The organism is Uniformispora flossi, assembly GCF_049534875.1.
Lineage (GTDB): Bacteria > Actinomycetota > Actinomycetes > Streptomycetales > Streptomycetaceae > Yinghuangia > Yinghuangia aomiensis.
In genome coordinates this window covers 91,143-110,228 of record NZ_JBMULZ010000024.1, presented here as the reverse complement: position 1 = coordinate 110,228, position 19,086 = coordinate 91,143, and the positions used below count along the sequence as shown (strand labels likewise).

The window sequence follows — 19,086 nt, the reverse complement described above, 5'->3', positions numbered from 1 at the left end:
CAGCAGCCTCGGCTACCGCACACCCGTCGAATACGAAGCCGCACTCGCGGCCTGACCACCACAACGACGGTGTCCGTCAAATCGGATCAAGCTCACCACAGTTCTGGGAACGCTTGGGCGGCCGCGGGCGCTGGGATGTTCACGAGTCCTGGAAACACCCGCGGCTGGCGGGCGACGTGGAGACAGGACGGGGGCGTGGCTGCGATGTCGGGGCATCGCCCTTCGGCCTGCAGTGACCCGAAGGGCCAGGGGGTGGGCACGGCTGTCGTCGGCGAGGTGGGCACGAGACGCTCGGTCACGCTGGCGCGGACAATCCGATCGCGGTGAGCTTGGCCGGGTCGATGACGATGTGGATGCGGGCGATCCGATCTCCGTGGACGCCGAAGGCGATGACGGACAACGGGGTTCCGTCGGTGCGCCAGGACATGTGGCCGGGGAGGTCGTTCACCCGTACGGCGACGACGCGCGCGGCCTTCCCGGAGAACATGCGGGCGCCGGCGGCGACCTTGGTGGCGCCGAGGGTGACGACCACACCGCCGGGGGTGTCGACCGTCAGTTTCACGTTCGGGTCCAGCACACGCAGCAGCCCCTCGAAGTCACCACCCAGCGCGGCATCGCTGAACGCCTGGATGACCTCACGGTGTTCGCGGCCCGAGCCGGTCGGCCGGTCCGTGCCGCGGACCTTCCGGCGGGCACGGCTCGCGGTCATCTTCGTGGCGTCCGCGGACTTGCCCAGGATCTGCCCGATCTCCTGGAACGAGACCCCGAACATGTCGTGCAGGACCAACGCGACCCGCTCGCCCGGGGTCAGAGAGTCGAGCACGACGAGCAGGGCGACGCCGACCGAGTCGGCCAGCGCCACCCGCTCCTCCGGCGTGGGCTCGCCGTCGGGCGTGACCACGAGGTTCGCGAACTCGTGCTCGTATGCGGTTTCGGGGTGGGCCCGCCTGGAGCGGAGGAGGTCCAGGCTGAGGCGGCCGACCACGGTGGTCAGCCACCCCGCCAGGTTGTCGATGGCCGCCTGATCCTGGCGGACGAGGCGCAGCCACGCCTCCTGGACCACGTCCTCGGCGTCCGCGTGCGATCCGAGCACGCGGTAGGCAACCGCCCGCAGCCGGTCGCGCTGGCCCTCGAACACCTCGGCCACCAGGCTGGACGGGTCGGCGGTCACGGCTGCTTGGGCTGACGCAGCGAGATCCGGTTGCCGTCCGGGTCCACCGCCTCGGCGCGGACACCGAACGGGTAGTCCACGGGCTCCGCGTCCTCGAAGGGGACACCGCGTCGACGCATGGCATCGAAGTCCGTGCGCAGGTCGTCGGATTCGAGGATCAGCGGCCCGGGCACGCCGTCCTCGCCCGGCTGTCCTGCAACGGCCGCGTTCGACCACAGGAGTATCTGCACCGGGCTGTTCGGGACGCCGACGGTGAGGAAGCGTCCCTCCGGCCCCGGGAAGTCGAGCCGCTTCTCCAGACCGAGGCCCTCGGTGTAGAACTTCAGCGCGCGGTCCTGATCGGTGACGTACACCGTCACGTACATGATGGTGCTCAGCATCCTGTCCTCGATTCACTCATGGGTGCGACGGCCACTCGTCATCGGCCGTCGCACATATGACGGACGCGGATGCGAGAAGGTAACAAGACCAGTTCGGCGCGGCTCGGCGGCACCATCAGGGCGCGAGCCCTCCGGTGGCCCGGACCTTTCCGCGGCGGCCCGGGGCTTCGCCGTGTCTCTGAAAGTCATGAACATGGGCCTCGGCGCACATCGGGGTGCACCAGAATCCGCCTCGCACCGTTGCTGGTTGTCGTGAACAAAACCACGCGTCGCGCGGCGTGGGCTCCTGCCTCCGGTCGGAGGCAGGAGCCCCACGCGGTTCCGCGCGCGCCGGTGTGCGGCGGTGGTGCGGGTTATGCGTTTTCGGGCTGTGCGGTGGTGAGGGGTACGGCGCGGCCGTTGAGGGTGATGTCGGTGGGGATGACCGGTCCGGCGTTGGAGGTCAGGCGGAAGGCGAGGGTGTCGCCGGCGGCGAGGGGCGGTCGCCGGTGATGGTCACCTCGGCGGTGTGGTCGGCGGTGCCGGTGGTCAGGCGCAGGTTCCCGTCGGCGCCGGTCAAGTCCGGCCACGGCGCGGTGGAGGATCCGGCGGATGTTCTGCGGGGTCATCCTGCGGTGCTCGCCCCCGCGGGGGTACTGGAACAGCCACGGCATCGGCGGCAGCCAGACCTTCTCGTGGGTGTCGTAGGCAGGCACCGCGGGCACCGCTCCGTCGACGTCGCGGACCCGGGCGACGATCCGGCTGAGCACGTCGGCGAGTTCCGGGATGACCAGCAGCAGGCGCTCCTCTGATCAGTCCGGTCCATACGCTCTGCGGCATCGCTGCCCCCTCGGGTGCGCGTGCCCCGAGGCCTCCATCGTCGCGCGACTCGACCGGCGCACAACCCGCCCGGTGAACGTCTGGCAAGGAGGACCGCTCAGCACCAGGTCATGTTCGATCCGAAGAGAGAGTCACCGATTTGATGGACCCCCGCCGCGCTGCTGCTCGGCCCCCGTTCGAGCACGCGACCACCCTGCGACCACCAAAGGGCGCAGCCAGAGGAGTCGGGGCGGCTGATCTCACCTTGTTCGACGGAGAGTTCCTGAACGGGGCTCAGCGGCCGGCGCCGGAATGCGACCACCCTGCGACCACCAAGCCCCCAGACACCGAAAAGGCCGTCCCCTCCGTATGGAGAGAACGGCCTCCGACCTGCGTAAACGCTGGTCGGGACGACAGGATTTGAACCTGCGACCCCTTGACCCCCAGTCAAGAACGTTTGGTATCAAGGCAGTTCTGAAACTTGCAGCCTCACGCACCGACGTTCGCTTGCATGCATTTCGCCCTAGTGTGCGCACACCGTGTGGTCCCGCCGTGGTCCCCAAGGCCAGTGACATACCGTCACATCGACTGCGCATCAGTCTGCATGGGAACCCACGGCGCGAGGCGCAATCGCCTACTGATCCAGGCTACGCGCGCCTCCCGCCGAGGTCTTCTCGTGGCGCCGGCCAGGCTGCGTCAGGTTGAGGCCACCACGCCGCGTGACAACGAGGAGGCCGCTCCCTCACAGAGAAGGTGGCCTCCAATCTGTGCGGCCCCGGTCGGGCGCGCAGGATTACCACCCGCGATCCGTCCGCGCCGGGCTGACCTTGGGTCGGACCCCGTCGACCCGGAACTCGACGAGGTCGTTGAGGACGGCGTTGACCACCGGCCAGCACATGTCCAGCGTGTCTCGGTCTGGTACGTGGGCCTCGCGGATCTCGGCACGCGGATGGACGAAGTTGCGATACTTGCGCAACTCGTGGCAAAAGCGCTCGACATCGGCCCCGATCCAGCCCGCGTCATGGCTCACCTTGATCAGCACATCCAGGGAGACCTTGTCAGGACTCGCTTTGCCCACCAGCAGTGACGGGTCGCGTTCCTGGACCACGTGGACCAGGACGCCTTCCAAGAGGCTGCCGAGCATGATGATGGCCGCAACGTGTGCTCCGTTCACGTAGCACGTGCGCGCCTCGTCCAAACGATGCTGGAGAAGTCTGGCCATTCCTGCTTCGCTGATGAGGTCTGTCATGGCTGCTCTGAGTTCGACCGGCCCGTGGCTGCCCGGATGGGTGAGGCAAGGGTCACATGGCACGAGGCGGGGGCGGCCTGCGGGATTCTCCAGGCGTACTCCCTCGTGGACGAGGAAGGCGTTGACCGCGGAGGTCACGACCGGCAACAGCTCGGGCTCGTCCAGGTATTCGCGCGCGTCAGCGAGGCGGAGTAGGACCTTCTCCAACTCCATGGCATCCTCGCGGCGCTCGGTGAGCCGCTCGAGCGTCCATTCCCTGCGGTATTCGCCGTCGTACTCCGGGACTCGCTGCCAGCCGGCGCGTTCGAAGAAGCGGGCGATCTCGAAGCCTCTGCGGTAGTAAAGGTGGTCATCGCCGCAGATGACGCGAGCGATCTCCTCAAGGGTGTTGACGTCCAGAACGCTGAGCGGGGATTGCGCGCTCATGCCGAGCCTTTCGCGCTGTCGGTGTGGTCGTCGAGACATGCGTCGGTTGCGCTGATCGCGTCGGTCGCTGCCAGGTCATCCGGGGATTCCTCCGGATCCTCGGGCGCGCCGTCATCGACTGAAAGGTCTAGTGGGGTCCACTGCGCGTCAGGCGTGGAAGAAGCCGAGGCATGCGGGCTACCGGTGGACTCGAATGTCGCCGGCTGGATTTCCAGGCGGTCGAGTTCATCCCACAGGCCGACCAAAGCCTCGTCGGGGTCGAATCGGAAGTCGCTCTCGCGAATGCGCCAGAACGTCCATCCCACCCGTTGGAGTTCGCGGTCGCGCTGCTGGTCGTACCGGATCTGGTCCAGAGTTGAGTGGAACCGGTGCCCGTCGCATTCCACCGCCAAGCGCCGACGTGCTCCGACAACCACGAGGTCGATGCGTTTGCCGCCGGCCGGGTGCTGCGGGACGACGTGATACCCGCGCTCCTTCAAGCGCAGGTAGACCCGTTGCTCGAAGAGCGATTCGAAGGGGGCTTGGAGGACGTCACTCGCCACCGCCCCCAGGTCGTCCGCAGTGGCCAACGCGGCGGGCGGGTTCTGCATGTAGCCGAGCAGGTTCTGCCGCAGGTCGTCTGTCTTGAGTCGGTCCGGCGGGACGGAGTAAAACAGCCACATCTGATCCTGGGCACGTGACGCGGCGACATTGTACGACCGCCGTTCGCTCAGGGCGCCTCCCATAATGCGCGGCGGGTCTGTGACTACCATCGACAGCAGGATCACGTGCCGTTCGTCGCCCTGGAACGACGCCGGGTTGCCCACTTGGATCTGGTGGTGTTCACGCACCGGAGCGGGAATGCGTTCGTTGATGAGTCGTTCCAGTAACTTGACCTGTCCGACCGGGCCTTGGAGAGCGATGACACCGATGGTCTTGTCCTTGTACGCCGGATCCTCGACCAGCCTGGCCACGCAGTCGACGATCGCTTCTGCCTCCCTCGGGTTGTGCAAGCGGCTGTCCCGCCCCTTGGTGACTGCTCCTTCGACGAAGCGCGTCACCAGCGGGTCGAGGCGCTCGCCGCCGTACTGGCGCAGTGGCTGCAGCCTCTTGTTGTAGAAGGTCTGGGACGACCAGCCGATGATCTCGGGCATGCAGCGAAAGTGCTCCTCCAGTCGGATCACCTTCGGGAAGAAGGTCGAGAGCAACCCGTAGAGGTTGGTGGCTGGGGTGTAGAGCTGACGAAGCATGGGAGGCATATCCGGCATATGCGAGATCAAGCGATCTTGGATCGCCTGAACGCGGCCCATACCGCTGAGCGGGGGTGCGCATTGCTTGTCGTCCCCGACGACGATCACGCGAGGAGCGAGCCACAACAGAAACAGCGCGTCCATGCCGGCCTGGCTGGCTTCATCGATGATGACCACGTCGAACGCATCGCGCCTCGGCTGCACCATTTCAGCGACTTGCGCAATGGGCATGACCCAAGCAGGCACCGCTCCTTGCGCCATCCTCATGGCGTCGTGTGCCGCGGCCCGGTAGCGGCCTGCATTACGGCCTTTGCCTTTGCCGTACGAGGCCATGTGCTCCCGGTACGCCTGAAGCGCCGAGCGCTGCTCCTGAGTCATCCGCGACAGGCAGTGCAATCGTCCGCATGTGGCCGCGAGTTCGCCGGTCACAGTTTCGAGATTCCTCTCACACTCGGCCAGCTCGCCTTCGAGTTGTCGCTCGCGCCCTGGCGCGCGCCGACCACGTACGAATGCCGAAGCCGTCGCCCAAGCCCATGCTTCGGCCAGTGAGCCCAAGCGCTCCTCCCACGCCGGGTCGCCGACGTGGAGTGTCAATTGGTCGGCGAACAGGGGGTGGGCGCGGCGTACGTTGTCCAGGAGTGCGGCGCATCGGCGCCGACGCTGCTCGCTGTAGTGGGCCGTGCGCACCCGCTCGAGTTCCTTGGCGTAGCGGTCGACGTCCTGGTCACGGATCGCCTGTGCTGCGGCCAGCGCTTCGCCTGTGCTGCGGCCAGCGCTTCGCCTGTGCTGCGGCCAGCGCTTCGCCTGTGCTGTGGGGTCCATCGACAGGTGTGCGCAGCTGTAGCTCCCAGCCAGCCAGGCGAGCCATGGCCTCGTCCGCCGCTCGCCGTTCCGAGAGGGCTGCCAGTGCGCTCGTGAAGTTCTGCCAGGCCCGCCGAGAAGTGAGGGTGACGTGCAAACCATGGTGCACAAGGCATGCGTCGATGCGCTCGCGGGCTTCGCCGAACGCATCCACGTGCTTGAGACGTGCGTACGCCTCGGCCAAGGCCGCCAGGCGAAGTTCTACCGGTCCCTCAGGTATGGGAGCACCAGCCTGATCCCACCGCTTCGCGACTGCGGCGACGACCGAGTGGGCTCGCAAGCAGACGAGGACAGTATCGAGATCTTCGATCGTGGCGGGCCTATGACCGCTCACCGTGCAGGTGTCCAGCACCTCCCGGGCGGCTTTCTGCGCCTTGGCCGCCAGGAAGCCGCCACGCGACCGCAGCTTGCCACCGGAGGCGAGATGCTCGCGCAGGGCAGAGGCGGTGTGGAGCATCGTGTCGGCATGCTCAGCGGACAGGTCTTCGGGCAGGATGACGCGCTTCGTCCCGAGGTCATCCATCTGACGGAACGCGGCGGCGAGTTGACCTTCCACCTCGGAGACACGACGCCACAGCATGCGGTTGTCACGGGCAAGACGGTCCGACAAAGCCTTGGCAGTCCACCCACCCTCATCCGCTCCCTGGTTGGGTGACAGCGCCAAGCCGATGTGATGTAGGGCTGTGTGGCCGGCAGCCGCGAGCGCAGTCAGCTCTTGGGTGACGCGCGCATCAAGCCTCGCGAGCTCGTCACGGAGACTTACAGCTTCAACAGACAGACCGGTGTCATTGACGCGGCTCGAGGCGCACGTCCGAGCCAGGTCATCCGGAGAAGGGAGGGTCTCCGGCGGTGGCACGACGCCGCCCAGCCGCGGCTCCCCTGCACCGTCCCGCAGCAGACTCAACAGTTCCATCGCTTGCGCGGGAGCCAGCGGAGGACGAGTGGACGCTTCCCCCAAATCAGGGACCATGCCAATCCACGCATGGCGTTCCTCGAGGTCGCGGACACGTTGCACAATTTCGGCGAGTGTGCCGCTGTAGCCCGGGGCGATCTCCGGGTGACGATAGACCTCCGCCTCGCGGAGCGCGATCACCTGTTCGGTGAGTGTGTTGATCCTCCCCCGGACCTCGTCGCGGCGCGCGGACAGCCGACGGATCTCGTCCCGAAGCTGCTCAGGGTCGCTCGCGGCGACCTGGTCGGTCAGGGCGCTAATCGTGCGCTCCAATTCGCTCGCCCCGTCCCGACGTGCGGAGCTCAGCAGGAGAACGCACAGGTCTCGCACGGCTGGGGGCAGTTTGTCGCGCAGCACGGTCAGGGCTTGATCACGTGCGCTCGTCACGAGGACCCGCTGGCCTTGCGCGAGTAGAGCAGAGACCAGGTTCGCGATGGTGTGCGTCTTACCGGTACCAGGTGGCCCCTGCACCACGACACCTGAATCGTTTTCCAGACGCCGCAGCACGCTGCGTTGCCGTTCATTGGTCTTACCGGGAAAGAGCGGGTCATCCCCGAAGAGGGGCGGCATGTCGCAAGGAGCCCAGTTCGCCCTCTCCTCAGCGCTCAACGGCAAAACCAGTTGGGCGAGCCCGAGAGGCGCGTAGGCCTCAGAGGCAACGGTGTCGGCGATCTTGTCGTAGACGCCCAGCAGAGCGTTGCGGTCACGCGGACGCAGCACGAACGCCGGCGCGTAGGTGAGACGTGCGCCGACCTCCGGCATTCGAGGTGGCTGCCACTCGGCGCTGAAGGCCACGGGCCGTTGAAGGACCCGCTCCTGCCATTGGGCAAGCTGGTCTAGTGCCTCCGTACCGAGCGGATGCAGCGACAACGCCGTGATCTCTTCGGAGAGTGCCGCCGAACGCTCGGGAGCCCAGCCATCGTCGGTGTCGAGGAAGGCCTGGTCCTCCAACCGAACCGCACCTTCGGCCGTGAGTCGGACCGTGAGCCGGGCGGTCTTGCGCTCCACCGAGGTTTCGACCCTATGGGTGAGCAGGTGGCGGTGGACGGTGTCACCGCGCGGGTCGGACCACGTCAAGAGACCAACGGCCAGTACAAGTTCGAGTTGATCGTCCTGCTGCGTCAGTTTCTGATGCCAGTGATAGACCTGCTCGTACAGCGCCCGAAGCGCCCGCTCCGCCCGCTCCCGCGCTGCCCAACGACGCCACCGCTCAAGCCACGGGCCGTAGGCCCGCAGCACTTCGGCTGCGTCTTCGCGGCGAACAGTCCCGTCCGCCGCCTCCTCCCATTGCTCACGACCGTCTGATGCCTGCAGGAGCTCGCGCCTTGGCCCCAAACTGGCCAAGGGCGGATCGCCGCCGTCGGCATCCTGGCACCGCTCCGCGGTCACCCAGCCGTCCAGCAGTTCCGGCAACGGCGGCGGCGCAGTTTGCGGAACGTGGTCGAGCACGAGCAACACACCGTCTACGCGGCCCGTTGGCTGCCGCACAGCGCCGGGCAGGTCAGCCAGCCACACCCGTTCTCGGGCCTTGCGATCATCACGCAGACGTTGATGGCTGCTCTTCACGACTTCCTTCAGGAAGCCGATAAGGCCGGCTGTCTGCCCGATGACCTCGGGATCGCTCGCGGCACGATGCGCCACAGTCACCTTCTTCCCTCGGTTGGTGACGAACGCTCCAGGATGAGGGTGGGAAGGAATCGCAGCAACGGCCTCACCGAGAATGACGAAAACTGCATGGTTTCCGACTGAATCAACGCGGTGTTTGGTCAGGTGCGCCAGACTAGGACCGACTCACCCCAGTGGAACTCGGTCCTCGACAACCTGGCCGCGACTACATGTGCCGCGGCTCCCGAGAACGCCTTTGCCCCCGGCAGGTCGGCACGCGCAGCTCGCAGCTCTGGTCATCGACACGTCCGCTTCTCTGCAGCGGAGTACGCGATGCGCTTCGGGCGGCAAAGCCTCTGCCTGGGTCCGCTCACCCTGTTCCACCGTGCAGCCATCGTCGACCAACCTGAGGTCACCGCCTATGCCATGGACACCGGAAGGACGTCGACCTTCCCCTGCGACTCCGGCCGGCTGGCGGCGGCTTCTTCTGCGCGGTGCTGCCCGACAAGGTCGCCGCCCCCCATCGACCGCTCACCTCGCCCCTGGGACTCCCCGGATACAGTCACTAGGACGCGGCACCCGCACCAGTCGTGTTCGCCGCTTGCTTCGTCACCGCACACGTCACTCGGCACCCCTGTTCGGTCTGTTCCAGACTCCCTGGTAGATGTGGACGTCTTCGTCGGTGAGTTCCAGGTCTCCGGTGGACGCCGCCCTCGACGAGTCCGAAGCGCAGCCAAGGTCCCGGCAGATCTCGCGGACGCCCCAAACAGATAACTTGGCCGACCGCACCCTGAACCGGCCGCAACGCAACACCCCGCTCCGACCGGCGCTGCCGCTGACAGGGCATCGTCCGCACACCGACGTCGCGGCCGACAAAATCCGCTCCTCCTCCTTGACGGCCGGGCTGCGACCGTCCTTGATCATCAGCAACAATGGTCTACTCGCGCACAGTTCGGGGGAGATCCAACAGGTGATGGCGCAGGCGGACCAGTCCAACGGGCGGCACTTCTTCATCAGCGTGACGGTTGATCGATACCGCCATCTTTCGGATGCCGACCAGCTGCAGCACGCCCGTCGCGACGGCGCAAGCATCGGCTCGCTGATGCAGGACTTTGGATACGAGTTGGCGCTCCCGGGCGCCGGCGACTATGCCTCGGCCGAGAACATCCGCACAAAACTTAGCTACTGGTCTCGCGACGTCGGCCTCGGCGAGCGGGACGTCGTCGTCTTCTACTTCGCCGGCCATGGCATGACCGAAGAACGCGACCGCCATTACTTGTTGTGCTACGACACCGACGAGGATGACCTCGCCGCCACAGCCCTCGCCACCGAGGACGTCGCCCGCATCCTCCTCGGGACAAAGCTGCAGAATCTCTTGTTGATTCTCGACACCTGCCACGGCGGAGTCGGTGCCGCCGACGCCGCCGGCTACGCGCTACGGCAGGCCACGCGCCGCCTGAGCAGCGCAAAGTCCGGCACGGGCTTGTGGTGCCTTTCCTCGTGTCGCGCCAAACAAGAAGCGGTGGACGGGACGTTCGCCGAGGTGCTGCCCCAGGCCCTCGCCGCAGTCTCGGCACGAGCCAGCCAGCGGCAGCAGTTCCTGGACCTCACGGACGTCGTCGACGTCGTCAACCAGCTCTTCCGCGCGCGACAGGCTTCGCAGACCGCCGAATTGACGGGTGGGCTGGTCACCGGCCTGGCTCCCTTCCTCCCCAACCCCCAGCACCGGAGGGTGCTCCCGCCTCAAGGGACTGACCTCGAACTCCAGCACCGGCTCGCCGAGTCCGTGCCGTACGAGAGGGACCTCTACGACCATTTCGGGCCCCGATCCCGAGGCGTGGAGTTCGAATCCGAGCAGGGGATGTACTTCAGTGGTCGGACGAACGTCCTCACGGAGCTTGTGCGGTGGATGACCGCCCCGGACGGGGACGGGCGCGGTCGTATCGTTACCGGCGGCCCCGGCTCGGGGAAGTCCGCAGTCCTGGGCAGGATCGTGGCACAGGCAAGTGGCAGCTATCGCTCCGGGCACGACGCGCAGTCCCCGCCGTCGACCATCCCTCCTGAAGGATCCGTGCACGCCGCCGTGCATGCCCGGCACAAGCGCCTCGAAGAGGTCGTCGACCGTCTGGCGCATTGTTTGGGCCACCAAGTGGAGAGCGCCGCTGGGCTGCTGCGCGAGATCAGTAGTCGCCCGCCCGACGGGCAGCCGTTGGTCGTCGTGGTGGACGCGCTCGACGAAGCGGGTTCTGGAACCGCAGCGGACACGGGTGGAAGGGGTGAACCACGCCGCATCGCACGTGAGTTGCTGCGCCCGATGTCGGAGATTCCTGGAGTCAGGCTGTTAGTTGGCACGCGCCGCGAGCTGGTCGTCAGCCTGGGGTCATCATTTACTGTCCTTGACATCGACGACTGCGATTACCGCGACGACAACGCCGTCGCCGGATACGTCACCCGCGTACTCCTCGCCGCACACGAGCCAGACATCCGCACCCCTTATCGCGACCAATCGGCGCTTGCAGCGGTGGTCGGCCAAGCAGTGGCCGACCGTGCGACCGGGGTCTTCCTGGTCGCACGCATGACGGCGCGGAGCCTGCGCACGGCCGACGAGGTCATGGACGTGTCCCAGGCTGCCTGGGAAGACGGTCTTCCGAGCGAGATCGGACAGGCCCTCGACGATTACCTCATGCGATTCGGCACCGACGAGGAGCGGGTGCGGCGCCTGTTGACCCCCCTCGCCTTCGCCGAGGGACAGGGGCTCCCGCGGGTCCAGGTATGGCGTGAGCTGGCCACGGCCCTTTCGGGAGTGCCGGTCGGTGATGACGACATCACCTGGGTTCTCAAGGCGGCCGGGGCATACATCGCCGAGGTGACGGAGCAAGGCCGTTCGGTGTACCGGTTGTACCACCAGTCGTTGACCGAGCATCTTCGGGCCGACGTGGCTGTTGACGGCGTCGCCATCCAAGAACGGATCGTTGACGCGCTGATCGGGCTGGTGGCGCTGGCCGATTCCGGGGACCGGGACTGGCTCGAGGCACCGCACTATGTGCGGGCGTACCTGGCGACTCACGCGGCGGCAGCTGCCCGACTCCCGGAACTTCTGGACGACCCGGGTTTTCTCCTCGCCGCCGATCCCGTGACGCTTTTGCGCGCGCTGGCCGACCTCGGCGACCCGCGCGCCCAAGCGGCACGGAACGCGTACGAGCAGATGTCCCACCGAATGAACGCCGCCGCCTCACTCCGGGACCGGGCCGCGTACCTGCAACTCTCCGCACGCCGTTGCGGCGCCGACACGTTGGCTGATCGTATCGACAAGCTCGGCGTCGATCTTCCGTGGTCGGCACGTTGGGCGGTGTGGTCCCAAGTCGGAGTGCACCGTCGTCTCGTCGGACACAAGCAGTCTGTCGACGCGGTGACGTTCGGCGATCTTGACGGCCGCGCGGTCGCGGTCACCGGCAGCGCTGATGGCACTGCACGTATTTGGGACCTGACCACCCAGCAGCCGATCGGTCCACCCCTGTCCGGTCATTCTGCTGTGACGGCTGTCGCCACCGGGGAATCCACGACTACTCGATCGCGGTGACGGGTGGCCAGGACGCTGCCGCCCGAGTCTGGGACCTGTCCACCGGACTGGAACTACGACCCGCACTCAGCGGGCATACGAACACCATCACCGATGTCGCCGTTGAGCGTTTCGCCGACGGCACCTACGTCGTCACGGCGAGCCGTGACGGGACCGCACGCGTTTGGGACCTTGCCACCGGGATGGTGGTGGGCAAACCCTTCGCCCAGCACCGCCGGTCGGTTCTCGCGGTCGCCGTCGGCGAACTACACGGGCGAGACATCGCGGTGACCGGAGGTGAGGACAACAGGGCACGCATCTGGGATCTGCGTACTGCCCAGCCCATTGGCGAACCACTTGCGGGCCACCGTCAACCAATCACGACTGTCGCTCTCGGTGAGCTCAGCTCGCGGCCGATTGTGGTCACCGGGTCAGCCGACGGCACGGTCGCCGTATGGGACCTGCAAACGCAGAAGCAGCTCGGCGACCCCCTGATCGTGGCGGGTGGCATGCAGCCGCAGGTCCAGTCCGTCGCGATGGGCGTCGTCGACGACGCCCCGGTGCTCCTCACCTCCGCCCTTCTGGATGCCCGGCTCTGGGACTTGCGCACCCATCGACAGATCGGTCCGCCACTGAGTGGACACTCCGACGACATCAGGGACGCGGCACTCGGGCGCGTCGGCGGCCGCTCCGTCGTCCTTACTGCCGGGCGCGACCGGACGGTCCGCGTATGGGACCTATCAGCCGACAAGCCGGAATCCGGACACTCAGGCAGTGTGCAGTCGCTCGCCGCGAATCACGGCCCAGGCCGGTCGCTATGCATTACCGGGAGCGACGACACCACCGCGCGCGTCTGGGATCTCGCTGCACCTCACAAGTTCGGCGCCGTCCTGGCCGGTCACACGGGCGCGGTGACCGCAGTGGACGTGGCGACGATCGGTGAGCGCAGCTTGGCAGTCACTGGCAGCTCTGACACGACAGTGCGGCTGTGGGACCTGTCCACCAGTCGCGAGCTCGAACGTCCGATGGTTGGTCACACCAACGAGGTCTCCGCCGTCGCCTTTGCACACACGCCTGACGATGTGCGGATCGTGAGCGGTAGCCGCGACGGCACCGTCTGTGTGTGGAGTCTCCACGGCGATCTCGCCTTCCCCGTGCTGACTGGTCACCAGGGTGACGTCATCGACCTCGCAGTGGGGCACGTGGACGGGGCGGACAGCATCGTTGTAGGCACTGAATTCTCCGCCTTCTTCTGGAAATACGATCCCGACCGTGGGCAGTACGTTCTGGATGCGACCCTGTCTGCCGCGGATATTGTCGGCCCCCGGGGCACGCTGAACGTCCATGGGGTGTTTATCGTCCGCGGACGGCCGGTCGTGCTGGTGGCACGTGGCACTAACGCGGTACAAGCCTGGGACGTTCGAACCGGCAAGCCGTACGGGAAGGCGCTGCTGGGGCACACAGAACGCGTGGCAAGCGCGACGCTCTACAGCACCTCGGATCGCACGACCGTGGCGACCGCTTCCCTCGACGATACGGTCCGATTGTGGGACCTCGACCAGGGGACGGAGATCGGTCGGCCCCTTCCTCTGTCAACGCTCTACCCTCGTCCGCTGCTCTCCATGGCACCGACAGGTCAGACGCTGGGCTTGATCGTCAGTTCAGCCAATTACATCCGTGTCTGGGATACATCGACGCTCACCCCGGTCGGCGAACCCTTGGGAGCGGGATCCAACAGCTGCGCCGCCATCGCCGTCGGCGCGCTTGAAGGCGCGGCGGTGGCAGTTACGGGCAGCTCCGATTCCGCGATTCGATTTCACGAGCTCGCGACCGGGCGCCAGACGGCGCCGCATCTGCCTCTGCGCGATCACGTCCTCAGCCTGGCCGTCACACGAGTCGACGACCAGCACCTGGTCTTGGCCGGTACGCGCAACACTCGAGGCGCCGTCCAGCTGATCCGGGCGGATACCCGGGAAATCTCCATACTTGACGGCCATACAGACTGGGCGCGTTCCGTTGTGGCCGATGACACACGAGGCGAACCCATCGCGGTGAGCGGCGGTGACGACTCAGCACTACGTGCATGGGACCTGCGATCCGGGGAACCCCTGGGCCCAGCGATGGTCGGCCACACGAACTGGATCAGGTCGGTCGCAATCGGTACCCGCTCCGCACTTCCCACGGTGGCAACCGCGGCGCAGGACGGCACCGTCCGCCTCTGGGACTTGAAGCGCGGTCAGCCCATCGGAGAGCCCTTGATACAGATCGACAGCGCGTTCACCGCCGTCGCCCTGAGCAGCACGTCGGACAGTGCACCGGACCTGGTCCTTGCCGGCGATGAAAACGGCGAACTCCGGCTGTGGGATGCCCAGACAGGCATCCGGACCGACGTCTGTCCACCAAGCCACGACGATTCCATACAGTCCCTGCTTCTGGAGCAGCACGGCGACAGCATTCTTGGATTCATCGCGGACGTTGCCGGCCTGGTCCGAGTTTGCGACCTGACCACAGGGCGGATCCTGGCCGAGATCTCCTTGGAAGCGAACACCAACGACATCGCCTTCGCGTCCTCCGGCATCCTCTGCGTCGCCACCGCTATGGGCCCTATCGCCCTGCAACTCAACCTGCCCGCCGAGTGCGCGCTGTGAGCCGCCTGGTGTTCATCCACGGTATCGGTCAGCAGCACGCCGACCCCGACACCCTTAGAAACGCCTGGGCGGCTGCGCTGCGCGAAGGCATCCGCCATGCGGGCAGAGACTTCGAGATCCGAGACCACGACATCGCCATGGTCTTCTACGGGGACGTCTTCAAGACCCGAGGCAGCCGAGGCCCGGGCACCCCGGACCTCGATGTGGACGATATCGAAGACGAGTTGGAGCGGGAACTATTGCTCCAGTGGTGGGCCACGGCGGCCACCGCGGATCCGTCCGTACCCGGGCCGGACGCCGCGACGCGGCTTCGTACCCCGCGCATGCTGCAACGTGCGCTCGACGCACTTAGCCAGTCCGAGTTCTTCGCCGGCATCGCCGAGCGCGCGCTGATCTTCAGTCTGCGTCAGGTGCGGCTCTATCTCACGCATCAGCAGACCCGGAACCGGATCCTGGAACGCGCCGGCGAAGCCATCAACGACGGCACTCGCGTCGTCGTCGCGCATTCCCTAGGCACCATCGTCGCCTACGAGTCGCTGTTCGCACAGCCGCTGTCCGCCGACGGCGCGCTCGTTACGCTGGGTTCCCCGCTCGGCATCCGGAACCTGATCTTTGATCGCCTACGCCCCGTTCCGGTGGACGGCCAGGGTGCATGGCCGCCATCTGTCACCCGGTGGACCAATCTCTCCGATCACGGCGATGTCGTGGCACTGGTCAAGGAGTTGCGCCCGTTGTTCCCGTTCCCGCTGGCCTCCGATCTCAAGAGTTCGGTACTGACCGGGGCGGGGGTCGCGGATGGTCTCGTCCACAATGGCGCCAAGGCCCACGACGTCCGGCCCTATCTGCGGGCCGCAGCGACCGGACGTGCGGTGGCCGATGCACTGGCGTGACACCACCACGCGCGTGAGCTCGGAGCGACCTGCACCGCTAGGACCCAGCCGACGACGACCCGAACGTGCTCGCGTTCCCGGCACGGCCCGACCGGATATGCCCTCGCCGAGTCCTCGGAGGGGTGCTCAACGAGTACCGACGGCCCACATGATCCGAGGCTAGAGCAGGTAGTCGAGTATTCGACCACCACAGGGACGGCGCTGGTCGTGAGGCAATGGGCGGAGGCGTGTCGGAGCGTTGCGGCATACTTCCCCGGCATGGCCGACATCCACGCGTTGCCCGGGCACGAGGTGTATTCCTGGCTTGACGGCGGCAGAGACCCAGTGCCGTACGGGAGCCTGGTTTTCGTGAAAACGCTCGCACCCGCCGAAGTGATCCGGCGTCTGGGGGCGGATCCGGCCTTGGCGCGGTTGATGAACGACGAGGAGCGCGCGAACCAGGAGGATGCCGAGGACCTGCTGAGTGTCCGCGACCTGGGCGGGGGTTGGACGTTGGCGTTCGAGCCGGGCGGCTTCGATGCGTTCGTGGAGGAGCCCGTGCGTCTGCTGTCCGCCGGCACCGAGGTGGTCATGTTCAACCGGAACATCCTGGCCCACTGCCGGTTCCGGCATTTCGTCGACGGTGTGCTGTGGACGTACTTCGACGCGGTGGCACCCGGCGACCGCGAAGGCCTGCATCCGGACCGGCTCGCCTCGGACATGCGCCGCATCGGCCTCGCCCCGGCCCCCGACGACCACGACCTGGACGACTACGACGACGAGATCGGAGACCCTGTCGTCGATGGCTGCGCACCCATTGGGCACTGGGGCTCGATGACGATGGCCCTCGTTGAAACCGTCACCGGTGTCCGCTTCCACCCGCACGTCTTCGCAGAACGCGCTCGGACCGTGGTCCGCCGCTTCTCCGGACACCTGGTCCTTTGATCGTCCCTGCTCACGGCCGTGCAGTAGCGGCATGACGTAGTTGTCACCGAAGCCCGCTCAGTGAGCTGTCATCGCGCGAGGTGGGTTCGACGTCGTATTTCTCTCCGCTCCCGACGACCAGCTGTCGCTGCGGCCGGGCGAGCGCTTCGGTGGATTGCCGCCGCTTCCTGCAAGAGCAGGACGTTGCGCCATTCTCCTGTCGAGAATGGCGCGTGTGACCCTCCGCAACTTCTTCGACGACAGCCCCTCCGACGGGTCGGCCGACAGGCCGGATCTCCTTGACCGGACGCGGTATGCCGCACATGCGGTGTCCGTCTTGAACCGAGCGCGTGAACAGACGGACTCCGCTGTCGCAGCGTTGGTGGGCCCGTGGGGGTCGGGGAAGTCGTCGGTGCTCGACATGATCCGGTCCCAGGTGCAGCAGTCCGGGACGTCCCAGCGGTCCTGGGTGGTCGCGGAGTTCAATCCATGGCTGTATCCGGACCTTGAGTCCATCGCTCACGGCCTGTTCGCAGAGATTCGAGAAGCGTTGCCGAGGAAGGAACGTTGGTCCGAAGCGCGTGAAACCCTCGCACGGTACGTGAAGGCCATCAGCCCGGTCGGCAAGGTCGTGACGGTTCTCGGTGTGGACGGCAGCGTCGTCGTGGAGAAGGCAGCCGACGTGGTCGCTGGCGACGCGAGCGCGTCCGCCCTCCAACGTCGGGCGTCGGAAGCCCTGCGCAAGGCGGACACCTCAGTCCTGGTCATCATGGACGACCTGGATCGCCTGACGCCCAGTGAACTCCTCTTGGTCTTCAAGTTGGTACGTCTCGCCGGCCGGTTGCCGAATGTTCACTACCTGCTGGGGTACGACGAACGCACCCTCTTGGATGTCCTGCGTCGGACGGACCTCGTCAGCGACGACGAGTCCCGGGCACGGGACTTCCTGGAGAAGATGGTCCAGATTCGCCTCGACCTTCCCGCGTTTCGCAGCAGGGACGTGTTGGCACTCGTCGAACAGGCCATAGATGCCCTGATCGCATCCCACGGGTTCGAGCTCAGGCCAGACCACATGGAACGACTTCGGGCGGCGTACGACGCTCAGCTGGCCGATCGCCTGGACACCCCGCGTGCCATCAAGCGGTACTTCGCGCAGGTCGACGCCGGTTTCGCGAGCGTGATGGGCAACGTGGATGTGATCGACTTTCTGCTGGTCACGTTCCTACGCACCACGGAGCCGGTCCTGTACGCCACTCTTGCTCGCTCAAGAGCCTTGCTCCTGGGTGAGCTGATCCTGCCGGCTCAGGACCCCGACGTGCAGGAACGGCTGTGGCGGTCGCTACTCGACGGGTCAGGGGTGGCGCCAGCACACTGCGATGGCGTGCTCTACCTCTTACGTCTGCTCTTTCCGGTGGTTGGAAGGACCGTGCCGCCCGTCGGAGCCTTCTCCAGCTACCCAGGACGCGGCGTCGGAACAGCCGACTACTTCGACCGGTACTTCGCGTTCGGAGTACCCGCGGACGACCTTCCTGAAGCCGTCTTCGACGAGGCACTGCAGCAACTTGCGACCGGTGCGCAAGGCGCGTCCCTGCTTCAGTTCCGCAGCCGGTTCATCGACGACACAGCCAGGATCGTCAGGCGCCTCGTGGAACGCCACCAACATGGCGACCCGCTCCCCAACAGCGAACTTCTCCTGCTGTTCGCGAACCACTACCCCGCGGTGGCTTCCACGGTCGAACCGCTTGGCTTCCTCGACCCGACCCGTGCCGTGCAGTACGGGGCTGGGGCACTCCTCGCCGCGTTGCCGATTGGCCTCCGGGAGAGCGTGCTAGTGGACATGGCGAGCACCGCGGCAGGTTTCGAACTTGCGCTTCACGCCCTCGGACGTGTCGTCGCCCCCGATCAGGGCTTCGCCACTTGGGCACTTCGGTCTGATTTGCAGACCTGGGTGACGTCCGTCCGCGCGCGGCTTGTGGATATGTTCGAACATCATGCGGCCCTGGCATCGACGCGTGCGATTCCCGAGCTGACCGACCACGAAGTCACCCTCCTTCGGCTCTGGCCCACATTCGAGCCGGCGGCTGCTCAGCCCTCGATGTGCCGAACCATCGAGAGCGGGGCATGGTCTCTGCTCGATCTCGTCGCACGCCTCATGGTCGACGCCGCGAACTTCGAGATGAGTAGCAGCTCCATGCTGATGAGCGTCGAACAACTCGTCGGCCTGGACTACACGTTCAGCCGACTGACTACGGAAATCGATGCGGCGCCGGACGCACCGCCAACCGAGAACGGCTCATGGCGACCGTCCGTAGGGCAGCGACGCGTCGGCGCCCTGACCGCGCTGCGCCGACGACGGACAGCCGGTCCAGCCGCAACATCGACTGCGGCGTCGTAGCGCAGTAGAATTCTCCCGCC

At 66.5% G+C, this 19,086-nt stretch carries 11 protein-coding genes and 1 tRNA gene; 5 read left to right on the top strand and 7 right to left on the bottom strand.

The annotated features are described in order from the left end of the window. Nucleotides 1–295: 295 nt before the first annotated feature. The 7 genes from ACPA54_RS34785 to ACPA54_RS34755 all read right to left on the bottom strand — a co-directional run bounded on the left by ACPA54_RS34785 (nucleotide 296) and on the right by ACPA54_RS34755 (nucleotide 8,707). On the bottom strand, nucleotides 296–1,171 hold the full coding sequence (locus ACPA54_RS34785; RefSeq protein ID WP_423535888.1) for a sigma-70 family RNA polymerase sigma factor: 876 nt from the start codon (nucleotides 1,169–1,171) through the stop codon (nucleotides 296–298). Beyond that, complete coding sequence (locus tag ACPA54_RS34780) at nucleotides 1,168–1,551, bottom strand: VOC family protein (RefSeq protein ID WP_423535887.1); 384 nt, start codon at nucleotides 1,549–1,551, stop codon at nucleotides 1,168–1,170. Before ACPA54_RS34780 ends, ACPA54_RS34785 begins: the two co-directional genes overlap by 4 nt. Nucleotides 1,552–1,904: 353 nt before the next feature. Continuing rightward, nucleotides 1,905–2,300 carry a hypothetical protein gene (locus ACPA54_RS34775; RefSeq protein ID WP_423535885.1) on the bottom strand — a complete coding sequence of 132 codons (396 nt, stop codon included), beginning with the start codon at nucleotides 2,298–2,300 and terminating at the stop codon, nucleotides 1,905–1,907. A gap of 451 nt (nucleotides 2,301–2,751) precedes the next feature. Then, nucleotides 2,752–2,848 (bottom strand) — tRNA-Pro (locus ACPA54_RS34770). A gap of 294 nt (nucleotides 2,849–3,142) precedes the next feature. After that, nucleotides 3,143–4,024 (bottom strand): hypothetical protein, encoded by an 882-nt coding sequence (locus tag ACPA54_RS34765; protein ID WP_423535883.1) that lies wholly within the window; start codon nucleotides 4,022–4,024, stop codon nucleotides 3,143–3,145. Further along, a complete protein-coding gene (locus ACPA54_RS34760) occupies nucleotides 4,021–6,075 on the bottom strand; it encodes an AAA domain-containing protein (RefSeq protein WP_423535881.1) in 2,055 nt (684 codons plus the stop codon). The genes ACPA54_RS34765 and ACPA54_RS34760 overlap by 4 nt, the downstream gene beginning before the upstream one ends. Next, nucleotides 5,978–8,707 carry an AAA domain-containing protein gene (locus ACPA54_RS34755; protein WP_423535880.1) on the bottom strand — a complete coding sequence of 910 codons (2,730 nt, stop codon included), beginning with the start codon at nucleotides 8,705–8,707 and terminating at the stop codon, nucleotides 5,978–5,980. The genes ACPA54_RS34760 and ACPA54_RS34755 overlap by 98 nt, the downstream gene beginning before the upstream one ends. A gap of 739 nt (nucleotides 8,708–9,446) precedes the next feature. Between ACPA54_RS34755 and ACPA54_RS34750 the strand changes: the two genes are divergently transcribed. From ACPA54_RS34750 to ACPA54_RS34730, 5 genes are all read left to right on the top strand, one after another. Beyond that, the gene (locus tag ACPA54_RS34750) at nucleotides 9,447–12,251 is read left to right on the top strand and encodes a caspase family protein (protein WP_423535878.1); all 2,805 of its coding nucleotides are present in this window, start codon (nucleotides 9,447–9,449) and stop codon (nucleotides 12,249–12,251) included. Continuing rightward, a complete protein-coding gene (locus ACPA54_RS34745) occupies nucleotides 12,248–14,878 on the top strand; it encodes a WD40 repeat domain-containing protein (protein WP_423535876.1) in 2,631 nt (876 codons plus the stop codon). Before ACPA54_RS34750 ends, ACPA54_RS34745 begins: the two co-directional genes overlap by 4 nt. After that, nucleotides 14,875–15,768, top strand: coding sequence for a hypothetical protein (locus ACPA54_RS34740; protein ID WP_423535874.1), 894 nt, complete (start codon nucleotides 14,875–14,877; stop codon nucleotides 15,766–15,768). The genes ACPA54_RS34745 and ACPA54_RS34740 overlap by 4 nt, the downstream gene beginning before the upstream one ends. Nucleotides 15,769–16,116: 348 nt before the next feature. After that, nucleotides 16,117–16,692, top strand: a complete 576-nt coding sequence (locus ACPA54_RS34735) for a DUF6461 domain-containing protein (protein ID WP_423535873.1) — start codon at nucleotides 16,117–16,119, stop codon at nucleotides 16,690–16,692. A 214-nt stretch (nucleotides 16,693–16,906) separates the two neighbouring features. Beyond that, nucleotides 16,907–19,066, top strand: coding sequence for a KAP family P-loop NTPase fold protein (locus ACPA54_RS34730; RefSeq protein ID WP_423535871.1), 2,160 nt, complete (start codon nucleotides 16,907–16,909; stop codon nucleotides 19,064–19,066). Nucleotides 19,067–19,086: the final 20 nt, after the last annotated feature.

Bases quoted from the DNA above. Each gene is read 5' to 3' on its own strand.
- ACPA54_RS34780 (WP_423535887.1), bottom strand. From the start codon at position 1,551: ATGCTGAGCACCATCATGTACGTGACGGTGTACGTCACCGATCAGGAC.
- ACPA54_RS34765 (WP_423535883.1), bottom strand. From the start codon at position 4,024: ATGAGCGCGCAATCCCCGCTCAGCGTTCTGGACGTCAACACCCTTGAG.
- ACPA54_RS34760 (WP_423535881.1), bottom strand. From the start codon at position 6,075: ATGGACCCCACAGCACAGGCGAAGCGCTGGCCGCAGCACAGGCGAAGC.